This window comes from Bradyrhizobium sp. (genome assembly GCF_016462955.1).
Lineage (GTDB): Bacteria > Pseudomonadota > Alphaproteobacteria > Rhizobiales > Xanthobacteraceae > Bradyrhizobium.
The window spans coordinates 1-15,051 of the sequence record NZ_JAEMSD010000127.1; the positions used below are offsets into that span (position 1 = coordinate 1).

11 protein-coding genes and 1 pseudogene are annotated in these 15,051 nt (G+C 65.3%); 3 read left to right on the forward strand and 9 right to left on the reverse strand.

What is annotated here, in order from left to right:
• Together atpA and JHD07_RS15470 are read right to left on the reverse strand one after the other, a co-directional pair.
• Positions 1 to 1,229: F0F1 ATP synthase subunit alpha (atpA, locus tag JHD07_RS15465; RefSeq protein ID WP_291623654.1), on the reverse strand; the 1,229-nt coding region annotated here is incomplete at its 3' end.
• The gene (locus tag JHD07_RS15470) at positions 1,229 to 1,789 is read right to left on the reverse strand and encodes a F0F1 ATP synthase subunit delta (RefSeq protein ID WP_291623656.1); all 561 of its coding nucleotides are present in this window, start codon (positions 1,787 to 1,789) and stop codon (positions 1,229 to 1,231) included. The genes atpA and JHD07_RS15470, both read right to left, overlap by 1 nt.
• A 660-nt stretch (positions 1,790 to 2,449) precedes the next feature.
• On the opposite strand from JHD07_RS15470, the gene JHD07_RS15475 reads away from it, so the two are divergent.
• Positions 2,450 to 2,953: a septal ring lytic transglycosylase RlpA family protein gene (locus tag JHD07_RS15475; protein ID WP_291623658.1), complete on the forward strand. Its 504-nt coding sequence runs from the start codon at positions 2,450 to 2,452 to the stop codon at positions 2,951 to 2,953.
• Between the two features lie 227 nt (positions 2,954 to 3,180).
• Here JHD07_RS15475 and JHD07_RS15480 read toward each other — a convergent pair whose 3' ends face one another.
• Positions 3,181 to 5,388, reverse strand: coding sequence for a primosomal protein N' (locus JHD07_RS15480; RefSeq protein ID WP_291623660.1), 2,208 nt, complete (start codon positions 5,386 to 5,388; stop codon positions 3,181 to 3,183).
• 112 nt (positions 5,389 to 5,500) lie between these two features.
• On the opposite strand from JHD07_RS15480, the gene JHD07_RS15485 reads away from it, so the two are divergent.
• Positions 5,501 to 6,466, forward strand: a complete 966-nt coding sequence (locus JHD07_RS15485) for a tyrosine recombinase XerC (RefSeq protein WP_291623663.1) — start codon at positions 5,501 to 5,503, stop codon at positions 6,464 to 6,466.
• Positions 6,467 to 6,554: 88 nt separating this feature from the next.
• Entirely contained in the window at positions 6,555 to 7,142 is a 588-nt protein-coding gene (locus JHD07_RS15490; RefSeq protein ID WP_291623665.1) for a DUF4337 domain-containing protein, read from the forward strand.
• Between the two features lie 177 nt (positions 7,143 to 7,319).
• Here the strand turns inward: JHD07_RS15490 and JHD07_RS15495 are convergent, their stop codons facing one another.
• The 6 genes and pseudogenes from JHD07_RS15495 to JHD07_RS15520 all read right to left on the reverse strand — a co-directional run.
• Positions 7,320 to 7,850: a hypothetical protein gene (locus JHD07_RS15495; RefSeq protein ID WP_291623667.1), complete on the reverse strand. Its 531-nt coding sequence runs from the start codon at positions 7,848 to 7,850 to the stop codon at positions 7,320 to 7,322.
• 34 nt (positions 7,851 to 7,884) lie between these two features.
• Positions 7,885 to 9,285 (reverse strand): dihydrolipoyl dehydrogenase, encoded by a 1,401-nt coding sequence (lpdA, locus tag JHD07_RS15500; RefSeq protein WP_291623669.1) that lies wholly within the window; start codon positions 9,283 to 9,285, stop codon positions 7,885 to 7,887.
• A 51-nt stretch (positions 9,286 to 9,336) separates the two neighbouring features.
• On the reverse strand, positions 9,337 to 10,086 hold the full coding sequence (locus tag JHD07_RS15505) for an SDR family oxidoreductase (RefSeq protein ID WP_291623671.1): 750 nt from the start codon (positions 10,084 to 10,086) through the stop codon (positions 9,337 to 9,339).
• Positions 10,087 to 10,150: 64 nt separating this feature from the next.
• Entirely contained in the window at positions 10,151 to 11,398 is a 1,248-nt protein-coding gene (odhB, locus tag JHD07_RS15510; RefSeq protein WP_291623673.1) for a 2-oxoglutarate dehydrogenase complex dihydrolipoyllysine-residue succinyltransferase, read from the reverse strand.
• Positions 11,399 to 11,584: 186 nt separating this feature from the next.
• The gene (locus tag JHD07_RS15515) at positions 11,585 to 14,554 is read right to left on the reverse strand and encodes a 2-oxoglutarate dehydrogenase E1 component (RefSeq protein WP_291623675.1); all 2,970 of its coding nucleotides are present in this window, start codon (positions 14,552 to 14,554) and stop codon (positions 11,585 to 11,587) included.
• 137 nt (positions 14,555 to 14,691) lie between these two features.
• Positions 14,692 to 15,051, reverse strand: a pseudogene (locus JHD07_RS15520) (succinate--CoA ligase subunit alpha); the annotation flags it as partial.

The window sequence follows — 15,051 nt, forward strand, 5'->3', positions numbered from 1 at the left end:
AGGTCGGAGCCGAACTGCGCGAACGCCGCCATTTCGCGGTACTGCGCGAGCTCGCCCTTGATCTTGCCGGCGACCTTCTTGGTGGCCTTGGTCTGCGCCGACGAACCGACGCGCGACACCGACAGACCGACGTTCACGGCGGGGCGGATGCCCTGGAAGAACAGGTCGGTTTCCAGGAAGATCTGGCCGTCGGTGATCGAGATGACGTTGGTCGGGATGTAGGCCGACACGTCGTTGGCCTGGGTTTCGATGACCGGCAGCGCCGTCAGCGAGCCCGAGCCCATGTCCTTGTTCAGCTTCGCCGCGCGCTCGAGCAGGCGGGAGTGCAGATAGAACACGTCGCCGGGATAGGCTTCGCGGCCCGGCGGGCGGCGCAGCAGCAGCGACATCTGGCGGTAGGCGACGGCCTGCTTGGACAGATCGTCATAGATGATGACGGCGTGCATGCCGTTGTCGCGGAAGTACTCGCCCATGGTGCAGCCGGTGAAGGGCGCGATGTACTGCATCGGCGCCGGATCGGACGCGGTGGCCGCGACGACGATCGAATATTCCAGCGCGCCCTGCTCTTCCAGCACCTTCACGAACTGGGCGACGGTCGAACGCTTCTGGCCGACCGCGACGTAGACGCAGTACAGCTTGATGTTCTCGTCCGGCTGCGCGTTGAGCGGCTTCTGGTTCAGGATGGTGTCGAGCGCGATCGCGGTCTTGCCGGTCTGGCGGTCGCCGATGATCAGCTCGCGCTGGCCGCGGCCGATCGGGATCAGGGCGTCGATGGCCTTGAGGCCGGTCGCCATCGGCTCGTTCACCGACTTGCGCGGAATGATGCCGGGCGCCTTGACGTCGACGCGCATGCGCTTCTCGGCCTGGATCGGGCCCTTGCCGTCGATCGGGTTGCCGAGCGCGTCGACGACGCGGCCGAGCAGACCCTTGCCGACCGGCGCGTCCACGATGGCGCGGGTGCGCTTGACGGTCTGGCCTTCCTTGATCTCGCGGTCGGCACCGAAAATAACGACACCAACGTTGTCGGTCTCGAGGTTCAGCGCCATGCCGCGGGTGCCGTTCTCGAACTCGACCATTTCACCGGCCTGGACGTTGTCCAGACCGTAGACGCGAGCGATACCGTCACCGACGGACAGCACCTGTCCGACTTCGGAGACTTCAGCTTCCTGGCCGAAATTCTTGATCTGGTCCTTGAGGATCGCGGAAATTTCCGCGGCGCGGATGTCCATCAGCCTGCCTCTTTCATCGCGTGCTTGATCGAATTGAGTTTGGTGCGAAGCGAACCATCCACCATGCGACTGCCCAGCTTGACGACGAGGCCACCGATGATCGAGGGATCGACTTTCACGTTCAGCGCGACGTCCTTGCCGGTCACCGATTTCAGGGCAACCTTGAGGGCATCGAGATTCTTGTCAGAGAGCGCTTCCGCCACGGTGACGTCGGCCGTCGTCTCGCCCTTGAACTTGGCGACGAGCGCGCGATAGGCCCGGATGACGTCGGCCACCGCGAACAGGCGGCGGTTGGCCGTCAGCACTTTCAGGAAGTTTGCGGTGATGCCGGCGATACCGGCCTTGTCCAGCACGGCCGAGAGGGCCCTGGACTGGGCGTCGGCCGCGAACACCGGGCTACGGACGAGGCGCTTGAGATCAGCGCTGTCGTTCAGCAGGGCCTCGAACTTGTCGAGATCGGCTTTGACCTCGTCGACCAAATTCTGGTCGCGGGCCAGTTCAAACAAGGCCGTTGCATAACGACCGGACACACCTGAAACGGACGTATCTTCTGCAGCCACAGACGCGCTCTTTATGCTGTCAAACTCGCAAGGGAAAAACCGTCGCCACGAAGCGGCGCCTAGCGATCCAAGCCCTTGGAATTCAAGCGGGACTTCGATTTTCGACCGGCGCGGGACGTGCCGGGCTCGTTAAAATCGCGGCTTTGCTAACATAGCAGGTGCGCAGGTGCAACATGACGCCGGATTAAAGGCGCGAGGTTCTGTCGTCAGTTCGTCGCAGCCAAGCGAGGCCTTGGAGGGTGAGGGCTGGAGAGTGACGTCTGATTGCGCGCCACCTCCCATGTCGCGGAAATAGACTCGCCGCGCACCTCTGTTAGTTCCTGCCGCCAGCGCATAGCGGCCATGAACACGGATCGCTGAGGCGTGACTCAGGCCCCCTTCGGTTCCACCCCCGAATACTTACCGAATTCTAAACGCCAGCGGCGATGACTTCGCTCTACAGTATTCGTAAGTAATACTTTAGTTAATAAATCGTTAAAGCCGAAGTTTTGCGAGAAACACCGGAATATCAGGCGCCGGTAACAAGATATTTCATGTCGACACATATCGGATTTACTGCCCAATTCACGCCTCATTGGGAATCGAAACGCCAAACCGCTCACAAACTGATGGGAGCTCCACTTGCCACATATGTGGCAATACTAGCTTAGGGACCAATAAATGCTGTGTTTGAAGACGCTGGGCTCCGTGACCCGGCCGCGTACGGCGATTACTTTTGTTGCCGCAACTCTTCTTGTCGGTGCAGCCGCCACCGAAGCTTCCGCCAAATCCCGGCATCACCGGCATCATCATCATCACCGTCACCACGCCCAGACCGACACCAACGCGACCTCCGACTGGCGCAATGCCAATGCGTCGATGACGCCGACCTCGGGCACCGGGCGCAGCTTTTCCGGCATGGCCTCCTTTTACGGCAACGAGTCCGGCAGCAAGACCGCCTCGGGCCAGCGCTTCAACCAGAACGCCATGACCGCGGCGCACCGATCGCTGCCGTTCGGCACCAAGCTGCGCGTCACCCATGGCGGCCAGAGCGTCGTCGTCACCATCAACGATCGCGGCCCATTCATCCGCGGCCGGGTGCTCGACCTCTCCACGGGTGCCGCCCGCGCCATTGGCCTCACCAGCCGCGGCGTCGGCCGCGTCACCGCGGAAGTCGTCTCGTAAGGCGCGGTCCGCGCCTGATCCTCGCGCAGTTTTCGTCAGTTGCTGCGCAGATGAACAAGCCCGCGGTCTTGGGGGACCGCGGGCTTTTTTACGTTCTGTCATTCCGGGGCACGCGCAGCGCGAACCCGGAATCCATTCATCCACCAACTCTGCCGCCCGATGGATTCCGGGTTCGATGCTGCGCATCGCCCCGGAATGACAGCGGAGTTTGCTGCGCCAGTGGGCTCCTACAAAAAGCTCTGCGGATCGACGTCGACTTCGAGCTTCTGATTGCCCGTCGGCTTCGGGCAGACCGCGAGCCAGTTGCGCAAATAGTCCGACAAATCGAATCCGCGGGCCGATTTCACCAGGATGCGGAAGCGGTAGCGGCCCTTGATGACGGCGAGCGGTGCTTCGGCGGGGCCGAGCACCACGACGCGCTCGTCCCGCGGCGCCAGCGTCACCAGCTTGCGGCCGAAGCCTTCGGCGCTGGGGCGGTCGCCGGCGGAGATGATCAGGCTGGCGAGCCGGCCGAACGGCGGATAGAGCGTCTTCTCGCGCAGATCGATTTCGCTGTCGTAGAACGCCTCGCGGTCGCAGGCGATCAGGGCCCGCATCACGGGATGATCGGGCTGATGGGTTTGGAGATAGCCGACGCCGCGGCCCTGCTCGCGCCCGGCGCGACCGATCACCTGGTTGAGCAATTGCCAGGTGCGCTCCGCGGCGCGTGGATCGCCGTTGGACAGGCCGAGATCCGCATCGACCACGCCGACCAGGTTGAGCCTGGGAAAGTTGTGACCCTTTGCCACGAGCTGCGTGCCGATGATGATGTCGACGCGGCCCTCCGCGATCTCGGCGAGCTCGACGCGCATCGTCTCGATCGAAGTAATGAGATCGCTCGACAGCACCATGGTGCGTGCCTGCGGAAACAGCGCGGCCGCCTCCTCCTGGAGGCGTTCGACGCCGGGCCCGACCGCGACCAGCGATTCCTCGGCCGAACAGTTCGGGCAGATATGCGGGCGCGGCATCGAGAAGCCGCAATGGTGGCAGACCAGGCGCTGGCGGAATCGATGATCCACCAGCCAGGCATCGCAGATGGTGCAGGCGAAGCGATGGCCGCAGGCACGGCACAGCGTCAGCGGCGCATAGCCGCGGCGATTGAGGAACAGCAGCGCCTGCTCGCGCCGTTCGATGGCCGTCCTGATCTCGCCGGCGAGCCGCGGCGAGATGAAGCGACCTCGCGCGGGCGGCTCGCGGCGCAGGTCGATCGCTTCGATATGCGGCATGTGCTGGCCGCCGAAGCGCGAGGGCAGCGCGATGCGCTGATAGCGGTTCTTGCGCGCATTGACCTCCGATTCCACCGACGGCGTCGCCGACGCCAGCACGACCGGAATCTTGGCGATATGCCCGCGCACCACCGCCATGTCGCGGGCGTGGTAGTGCACGCCGTCGTCCTGCTTGTAGGCCTGGTCGTGCTCCTCATCGACGACGATGAGGCCGAGATCGGCGTAAGGTAGAAACAGCGCGGAGCGCGCGCCGACCACGACCGGCGCAGTGCCGCCAGAGATCGCCGCCCAATTGCGCGCGCGGGTGCGCGGTGTCAGCTCCGAATGCCATTCGATCGGCCGCACGCCAAAACGCTGCGCGAAGCGGTCGAGGAACTGGCCGGTGAGCGCGATCTCGGGCATCAGGATCAGCGCCTGCCTGCCGCGGCGGATCACCTCGGCCACGGCTTCGAAATAGACCTCGGTCTTGCCCGAGCCGGTGACGCCGTCGAGCAGCGCGACGTGGAAGGTGCCGTTGGCCGCGAGCGCGCGCATCGCATCCACACCGGCACGCTGCAGCGGCGAAAAATCCGGCCGCCCGAACTCCGGATCGGGCGCGGGCGGCGGCGGAGGCGGCGGCATCGGCTCCACCGTGAGCGTGCCTTCGTCGACGAGGCCGTCGATCACGCCGGAGGAGACGCCGGCCTCCCTGGCTGCCTCGGACTTGGCGTGCAGCAGCCGGTCGGACAGCAGCGCGATCACGCGCTGACGTGCCGGCGTCAGCCGCTTCGGGGGATCGCCTGTTAGCCGCACGCCGGCGCGCGCCCGCTCGGGGCCGAGAGTCTCGCCCATGCGCAGGCACATGCGCAGCACCATGCCGCGCGGGCTCAGCGTGTAATTGGCGACCCAGTCCACCACCTGGCGCAGCTCCGGCTTCAGCGGCGGGATATCGAGCTTCTCGCTGACCTCCTTGAGGCGGTTGTGCAGGCGCGGATCGGGATTGGCGTTTTCGCCCCAGACCACGGCCAGCACCTCGCGCGGCCCAAGCGGCACGCTGACGAGGTCGCCGGCCTTCAGCTCCATCCCGCGCGGCACCTTGTAGGAGTAGGTCTGGTCGAGCGCGACCGGCACCAGCACGTCGACCATGCCGGTCGCGTGGGCGGAGGCGGAGTTGCGCGGTGCGTGATCCATGGGTGGAGAATCGGAACCCTGAGGCCTCGAGGCTAGCCCCGCAGGCGGGCCTTAGCGAACGATAAACGAGTGTGATGCGATATACTGTGCGGAATCATCCCGTCCAGAGCGCATGACCAAAGCGGCCGCCCCAAGACTCGAGCTCGCCAGCGCCGATCCCTCGATCGCGCAGGAGATGGCGCGCTGGCTGTCGCATCTCGGCGCCGAGCGGCGATTGTCGCCCAAGACGCTGGAGGCCTACGGCCGCGACCTCAGGCAATGCCTGGATTTCCTCTGTGCGCATTGGGGCGAGCGCGTGACGCTCGAGCGATTTGCGGCGCTGGAAGCCACCGACGTGCGCGCCTTCATGGCGATGCGCCGGGCCGACGACATCGCCGGCCGCTCGCTGATGCGCGCGCTGGCGGGCCTGCGCTCGTTCGGTCGCTTCCTGGAGCGCGAGGGCAAGGGCAAGGTCGGCGCACTCTCGGCCATCCGCGCGCCGAAGGTCGCAAAGAGCCTGCCGAAGCCGCTGCCGATGGCATCCGCAAAACGGCTGGCCGATGCCGACGAGCGTGCCGGCGAGGAGCGCGAGAGCTGGATCCTCGCGCGCGACGCCGCGGTGATGGCGCTGCTTTATGGCTCGGGCCTGCGTATTTCCGAGGCGCTCGGCCTGAAGCGCCGCGAGGTGCCGAAGCCCGGCGAAGGCGACGTGCTGGTCGTGACCGGCAAAGGCAACAAGACCCGCATGGTGCCGGTGCTGCAGAACGTGCTGGCGCTGGTGCAGGAGTACGTCGCGATGTGCCCCTATCCGCTGCCGGCGGACGGCCCGATCTTCGTCGGCGCGCGTGGCGGGCCCTTGAGCCCGCGCATCATCCAGCTCGCGATGGAGCGGCTGCGCGGCGCGCTGGGACTTCCCGACAGCGCTACGCCGCACGCGCTCCGGCATTCCTTCGCCACGCATCTGCTCTCGCGCGGCGGGGACTTACGCGCGATCCAGGAACTGCTCGGGCATTCCTCGCTGTCGACCACGCAGGTCTATACTGGGATCGATTCCGAGCGTCTGCTCGAAGTCTATGCGAGCGCGCATCCGCGGCGGTGAAGCTGACATGAAGCTGTCATAGCTCGCGTGCCTCTTGCGCGGCGCCCACGGTTCGGTCAAATCGTGGGAACCAGCACAGGAGAGATTGATGGGCGCACATGAAAGCATGGAGCATGCCGAGCACGCCGAACACGCGTCCGGCTCGAACAAGAAGATCGCGCTCCTGATCGCCGTGCTGGCACTGTTCCTGGCGATCTCGGAGACGCTCGGCAAGGCCGCCCAGACCGAATCGATCAGCAAGAACGTCGAGGCCGCCAATCTCTGGGCGTTCTTCCAGGCCAAGAGCATCCGCCGCACCGTGGTGGTGACCGCGGCCGAGCAGGGCAAGCTCACGCTCGCTGCCGCGGACGAGGCGCAGAAGCCCGCCGTGCAGAAGCAGATCGACGATTGGACCAAGACCGCGGCGCGCTACCGCTCCGAGCCCGAGACCGGCGAAGGCACCGAGCAGCTCGCCGACAAGGCCAAGCACGCCGAGCACGCGCGCGACCAGGCGACCGCAAAATACCATCATTTCGAGCTGGCCTCGGCCGCCTTCCAGATCGGCATCGTGCTGGCGTCCGCCACCATCATCACCGGCATGCTGGCGCTGGCTTACGTCAGCGGCGTGCTGACGCTCGCCGGCCTGTTCATGACCGCGCTCGGATTGTGGTGGCCGCACCTGCTGCATTTGCATTGAGGTGTCGAGGCAACAACGGCAACCACAGAGACAATGTCATGCCACGCGAAGGCGGGGCATCCAGTACGCCGCGGCTTCTCGGCTCAACCACTGACGTCTCTGGAATACTGGATTGCCCGCCTTCGCGGGCAATGACACCGAATATGTGGAAATAGTACCGAACAACCGGCGGACAGCTCACCGCGCCTGGTGCACGCTCCTGCGGAAGCGCTGGATCAGGCGCAGCGTTCGGGACGACCACCCCTCGCCGTCGCCGGCGATCAGCGCGCGGATGCGGCGCTTGATCGGGTCGACCAGCTCGGCGGCCTTGGCACGCACCTTCAGCACGAGTTCGTAGATCCGCTCGAACCAGCGCATCTCCAGCAGCTTAGCGCGCGTGACGTCGAACACGAAGGCGGTGACACCGACGCCGACCAGCTTCCCGAACACGATGGTGAAGAAAGCGCCGGTCCAGTATTCATGCGCGAGCAGCCACAGGCCGACCAGCTTGAGCGGAAACAGCGGGACGACGGGCACCGCGAACACCAGCAGCGTCATGGCGGGCGACAGCGCATCGACGCGCTCCGTCAGCCAGTGCTTGAAGCGCGCCAGCGGGATGGCTGCGACGACCTTGGCAACAACAGGCTCGAGATGATCCCACAGCCAGGCTTCGATCAGGAAGACGATCGCAAGCAGGACCCAGACCGGTTGCAGAAGGCGGCGCAGCATGTGTTTCCCGCCCGGTTCGGCGCTGGGCGCGTCGTTACATATGGATGGCCCGCTTGCCGACCGCAAGCGCGGCTTCCTTGACCGCCTCCGAGCGCGTCGGATGGGCGTGGCAGGTGCGCGCGAGATCCTCCGCACTGCCGCCGAACTCCATGAGAACGCAGGCTTCGTGGATCATCTCGCCGGCTTCGCGGCCGATGATGTGCACGCCGAGCACGCGATCGGTCTTCGCATCTGCGAGAATCTTCACGAAGCCGTCGGTGGTCTGGTTGACCTTGGAGCGACCGTTGGCGGTGAACGGAAACTTGCCGACGGTGTAGGCCACGCCGGCCTGCTTGAGTTCCTCCTCGGTCTTGCCGACGGAGGACACTTCCGGGGTGGTGTACACGACGCCCGGAATGACGTCGTAATTCACGTGCCCGGCCTGGCCTGCGATGATCTCGGCGACCGCGACGCCTTCGTCCTCGGCCTTGTGCGCAAGCATCGGGCCGGCGACGACGTCGCCAATGGCATAGACGCCTTTCAGGCTGGTGGCGAAATGCGGATCGATCTGGACGCGGCCGCGCGCATCGAGCGCGACGCCGGCTTCCTTGAGGCCAAGCGCCTCCGTGAACGGCACGCGGCCGATGGCGACGAGCACGACGTCGGCTTCCAGCGTCTCAGGCGTGCCGCCTGCGGCGGGCTCGATGGTTGCCTTCAGCGTCTTGCCCGAGGTGTCGACCGCGGTGACCTTGGCGCCGAGCTTGAACGCAAAGCCCTGCTTCTCGAGGATGCGCTGGAATTGCTTGGCGATCTCGCCGTCCATGCCGGGCAGGATGCGGTCGAGGAATTCGACCACGACGACTTCCGCGCCGAGCCGCTTCCACACCGAGCCGAGCTCGAGGCCGATCACGCCGGCGCCGACGATCAGCAGCTTGCCGGGGACCTTGTCCAGCGACAACGCGCCGGTCGAGGAGACGATGCGCTTCTCGTCGATCTCGATGCCCTTGAGTCGCGCGATGTCCGAGCCGGTCGCGATCACGATGTTCTTGGTCTCGACCACCTGCGACTTGCCGTCGGCGGATATTTCGACCTTACCCGTCCCCAAGATCTTGCCGGTGCCCTTGAGCACGTCGATCTTGTTCTTCTTCATCAGGAACTCGACGCCCTTGACGTTGCCGTCGATGCCCTGCTGCTTGAAGTTCATCATCGCCGGCAGATCGAGCTTCGGGGCGGAAACGCTGACGCCCATCTTGGCGAAGGAATGGCCGGCTTCCTCGAACATTTCGGAGGCGTGGAGCAGCGCCTTCGAGGGCATGCAGCCGACATTGAGGCAGGTTCCGCCGAGGGTGGCGTTCTTCTCGACCACGGCGACTTTCATGCCGAGTTGGGCTGCACGCACTGCACAGACGTAACCGCCCGGTCCGGTGCCGATGACGACGAGATCGTAGGATGCCATGAGAGAAAGTCCCGTGAGTTTAGCGTGATGAGAATGCGTCCGCGCGGCGCGTCAGCGTCCGCCGGACACATCGAGAATAGCTGAGGTGACGTAGGAGGCCTCGTCCGAGATCAGCCAGACGATGGCGTTGGCGACCTCGTCGGCGGTGCCGACGCGCTTCATCGGCACCATGTGGGCCAGGCGATGGGCGCGATCGGGCTCGCCGCCCGCGGCGTGAATTTCGGTATCGATCAGGCCGGGACGGATCGCGGCGACGCGGATGCCTTCGTTCGCGACTTCATAACCGAGACCGACGGTGAAGGAATCGACCGCGCCCTTTGACGCGGCGTAGTCGACATAGGTGTTGGGTGCGCCGAGACGCGCCGCCACCGAGGACAGGTTGACGATGACGCCGCCCTTGCCGCCATGCTTGGTCGACATCCGCTTGACCGCCTCGCGCGCGCAGAGGATGGAGCCGGTGACGTTGACCGCCATCACGCGCTGAATGCGCTCGGCCGACATCTCGTCGACGCGCACGCCGCTCTTGCCGACGATGCCGCCATTGTTGACGAGCGCGCCCAGTGTGCCGAACATGTCGGCTTCCTTGAACAGCGCGAGGATGTCGCTTTCCTCGGCGACATCGCATTTCACTGCGACGGCCTTGCCGTTGCTGGCCTCGATCTGCGCGATAACCTCGTCGGCCGCCTTCTTGTTGCTGGCATAGCCGACCACGACGCGGTACCCGCGCGCAGCCGCCGCAAGCGCGGTCGCCCGCCCGATACCGCGGCTGCCGCCGGTGATGACAACGACTTTATCGGTCATGCGCACCTCCATTGTTCGACATGCGCCGTCGCGGGGAGCGACGGCGCTGTCAGAGCATCAGGGATCAGAGGTCCAGCACCAGCCGCGCCGGGTCTTCCAGGCTCTCCTTGACGCGCACCAGGAAGGTGACGGCTTCCTTGCCGTCGATGACGCGGTGATCGTAGGACAGCGCCAGATACATCATCGGGCGGACCTCGATCTTGCCGCCGACGACCATCGGCCGCTCCTGGATCTTGTGCATGCCCAAAATGCCGGACTGCGGCGCGTTCAGGATCGGGGTCGACATCAGCGAGCCGTAGATGCCGCCATTGGTGATGGTGAAGGTGCCGCCCTGCATCTCGTCGATCTTGAGCTGGCCGTCGCGGGCGCGGCGGCCGTAGTCGGCGATGCTCTTCTCGATGTCGGCGATCGACTTCTGGTCGCAGTCGCGCACCACGGGCACGACGAGACCCTTGTCGGTGCCAACGGCGACGCCGATGTGGTAATAGTTCTTGTAGATCAAATCGGTGCCGTCGATCTCGGCGTTGACCGCCGGGATGTCCTTGAGCGCCTGCACGACGGCCTTGGTGAAGAAGCCCATGAAGCCGAGCTTGGCGCCGTGCTTCTTCTCGAACGCGTCCTTGTAGTGCGCGCGCAGCGCCATGACGTTGGTCATGTCGACCTCGTTGAAGGTCGTCAGCATGGCCGCGGTGTTCTGCACGTCCTTGAGGCGGCGGGCGATGGTCTGGCGTAGGCGGGTCATCTTGACGCGCTCTTCGCGGGCCGCGTCATCAGCCGGCGAGGGCGCACGGACCTGAACCGCGGCGGCGGGCTGGTTGACCGGCGTCGGCGCGGAGGCGGCGCGCTCGATCGCGGCCAGCATGTCGCCCTTGGTGACGCGGCCGTCCTTGCCGGAGCCGGGAACGGTGGAGGCATCTACACCGGTCTCGGCCGAGAGCTTGCGCACCGACGGGGCAAGCGGCGCATCGGCCGGCGGCGCCTTCGGCGCAGCGGCGGCAGCAGCCGGAGCCGCAGCGGCTGCGGCGGGAGCAGCGGCGGGCTTGGCCGGCGCGGCGGCCGGCTTGGCTGCACCGGCGGCGCCTTCCGTGATCTGGCCGAGCAGCGCACCGACCGCAACGGTCGCGCCGTCGGCGGCGATGATCTCGCTCAAGGTACCCGCGGAGGGCGCGGGAACTTCGATGGTGACCTTGTCGGTCTCGAGCTCCACCAGGGGCTCGTCGACGGCGACGGGGTCGCCGGCCTTCTTGAACCAGCGGCCGATGGTGGCCTCGGTGACGGATTCGCCGAGCGTCGGCACACGAATTTCAGTCATGGTCTCTTCCTCAAGGGGATCGCAGGTAGCGGTCATGAATTTCATCCGTCATGCCCCGCGAAGGCGGGGCATCCGGTACTCCGCGGCTTTCGTTCTGATCACGAAAGTCACGGCGTACTGGATTGCCCGCCCCTGTGCGCAATTGCGCACTGGGCGGGCAATGACAGAGTCCTAAAAAAAAACTTCTCAGCTCAGTGCTTCGTCCAGGAACGCCTTCAGCTGAGCCTGATGCTTGGACATCAGACCCGTTGCGGTCGCAGCGGAAGCGGCGCGGCCGACATAACGCGGACGCCGGCTCGCGCCGTTCACCTGGTTCAGCACCCATTCCAGATAGGGCTCGATGAAGTGCCAGGCGCCCATGTTGCGGGGCTCTTCCTGACACCACACCACTTCGGCCTTCTTGAAGCGCGACAGCTCGGCCACCAGCGCCTTCAGCGGCACCGGATAGAGCTGCTCGATGCGCATCAGATAGATGTCGTCGATGCCGCGCTTCTCGCGCTCCTCGTAGAGGTCGTAATAGACCTTGCCGGAGCACAGCACGATGCGGCGGATCTTCTCGTCCGGAACGAGCTTGATCGCCTCGTTCGGCAGCATCTGGGCGTCATCATAGAGGATGCGGTGGAAGGTCGTCCCCTTCGCCAGCTCGTCGAGACGCGACACCGCCCGCTTGTGTCGCAGCAGCGACTTCGGCGTCATCATGATCAAAGGCTTGCGGATCTCGCGATGCAGCTGCCGGCGGAGCGCGTGGAAGTAGTTCGCCGGCGTGGTCGGGTAAACCACTTGTATGTTGTCTTCCGCGCACATCTGCAGGAAGCGCTCGAGGCGCGCCGAGGAGTGCTCCGGTCCCTGGCCCTCATAGCCGTGCGGCAGCAGGCAGACGAGGCCGGACATGCGCAGCCATTTGCGCTCGCCCGAGGAGATGAACTGGTCGAACACGACCTGGGCGCCGTTGGCGAAGTCGCCGAACTGGGCTTCCCACAGCGTCAGCGTGTTCGGCTCGGCGAGCGAATAGCCGTATTCGAAGCCGAGCACGGCTTCTTCCGACAGCAGCGAGTTGATGACCTCGTAATGGCCCTGCTCGTTGCCGAGATGGTTGAACGGCGTGTAGCGGCTCTCGTCTTCCTGATCGATCAGGACCGAATGGCGCTGCGAGAAGGTGCCGCGCTCCGAATCCTGTCCTGATAGCCGGACGTGGTGGTTCTCGTTGAGCAGCGTGCAGAACGCCAGCGCCTCGCCGGTCGCCCAGTCGATGCCGTTGCCGCTCTCGATCGCCTTGGCACGGTTATCGAGGAAGCGCTGAATGGTGCGGTGGACGCGGAAGCCGTCCGGCACCTTGGTGATCTTGCGGCCGATGTCTTTCAGGATCGGCAGGTCGACGCCGGTGACGCCGCGGCGCGCATCCTCTTCCTGGTCGGCGATCTTGAAGCCGGCCCACTTGCCGTCGAGCCAGTCGGCCTTGTTCGGCTTGTAGGAGGTGCCGGCCTCGAACTCGGCATCGAGCCGGGCGCGCCAGTCGGCCTTCAGCTTGTCGACCTCGCCCTCGGTGACCACGCCTTCGGCGATCAGGCGCTTGGAGTAGAGCGTGAGGGTCGAGGGATGGGCCGCGATCCGCTTGTACATCACCGGCTGGGTGAAGGCGGGCTCGTCGCCCTCGTTGTGGCCGTAGCGGCGATAGCACCACATGTCGATGACGACAGGCTTGTGGAACTTCTGCCGGAATTCGGTCGCGACCTTGGCCGCGAACACGACGGCCTCCGGATCGTCGCCGTTCACGTGGAAGATCGGCGCGTCGATCATCTTCGCCACATCAGACGGATAGGGCGAGGAGCGCGAGTAACGCGGATAGGTGGTGAAGCCGATCTGGTTGTTGACGATGAAGTGCACGGAGCCGCCGGTGCGGTAGCCCTTCAGGTCGGACAGGCCGAAGCACTCGGCGACCACGCCCTGGCCTGCGAACGCGGCGTCTCCGTGCATTAGCAGCGGCATCACGGAGATGCGCATGTCCGGGGGATCGCCGTGCTGGTCCTGCTTCGCACGCACCTTGCCGAGCACCACGGGATCGACGATCTCGAGATGCGAGGGGTTGGCGGTCAGCGACAGATGGATGCGGTTGCCGTCGAACTCCCGGTCCGAGGAGGCGCCGAGGTGATATTTGACGTCGCCCGAGCCTTCGACCGCGTCAGGATTGGCCGAGCCGCCCTTGAACTCGTGGAACAGGGCGCGGTGCGCCTTGCCCATCACCTGCGTCAGCACGTTGAGGCGGCCGCGATGCGGCATGCCGAGCACGATCTCCTTCACGCCGAGATTGCCGCCGCGCTTGATGATCTGCTCCAGCGCGGGGATCAGGGCTTCGCCGCCGTCGAGGCCGAAGCGCTTGGTGCCGGTGAACTTGGTGTCGCAGAACTTCTCGAAGCCCTCGGCTTCGACCAGCTTCTGCAGGATGGCCCTGCGGCCTTCGCGCGTGAACGAAATCTCCTTGTCGGGTCCCTCGATGCGCTCCTGGATCCAGGCCTTCTGCGCGGCATTGCTGATGTGCATGAACTCGACGCCGAGCGTCTGGCAGTAGGTGCGCTCGCAGATCGCAGTGATTTCGCGCAAGGTGCCGTATTCGAGACCGAGCACGTGATCGAGGAAGATCTTGCGGTCGAAATCAGCCTCGGTGAATCCGTAGGTGCGTGGATCAAGCTCTTCGCGGTTGCGCGGGGCCTCGATACCGAGCGGATCGAGCTTGGCATGGAAGTGACCGCGCATGCGGTAGGAGCGGATCAGCATCAGGGCGCGGACGGAGTCGCGCGTCGCCTGGAGCAGATCGGCGGAGGAGATGTCCCCGCCCTTCTCGCCTCCCTTGGCCTGCGCCTTGGCGGCGATCTTGGCACCGACCGCCTTCTCGACCTCGGCCCAATTGCCGTCGAGGGCGGAGGTCAGGTCATCCCTGGGCGTCAGCGGCCAGTTGTCGCGCTCCCAGGACGGGCCTTCCGCGTTCTTGCTGATGTCGGCAGGCGCGTCGTTCAGGCTCTTGAAGAACTCCTGCCACTCGGCATCGACCGAAGACGGGTCCTTCTGGTAGCGGGCGTAGATTTCGTCGATGTAGGTGGCGTTGGTGCCCTGCAAAAAGGATGACAGGGCAAAGGCTGCGTTCGCGTCCTGGCGAGACATACTTGAGTTCCTGGCGATTTCGGTTCGCGCATAACAAACGGCGCTGGCGCCGAGCTCCCCCGACAGGGCTCGACGCGATAGGCACCCTTTACCCTATTTGCTGCGAAACTTCGCCCGGAAAAGCACGAAGAACTGAATTAGCCTTTCAACTTTTCGGCAAGCGTATGGCCGAGGCGGGCGGGCGACGGGGACACTGTAATCCCTGCCGATTTCATCGCCTCGGTCTTGGAACCAGCGTCGCCCTTGCCGCCCGAGATGATCGCGCCGGCATGGCCCATGCGGCGGCCGGGAGGGGCGGTGACGCCGGCGATGAAACCGACCATCGGCTTCTTGCGGCCGCGCTTGGCCTCGTCCTTGAGGAACTGGGCGGCATCCTCCTCGGCGGAACCGCCGATCTCGCCGATCATGATGATCGATTCGGTCTTGGGGTCGGCCAGCAGCATTTCCAGCACGTCGATGAACTCGGTGCCCTTGACCGGGTCGCCGCCGATGCCGAC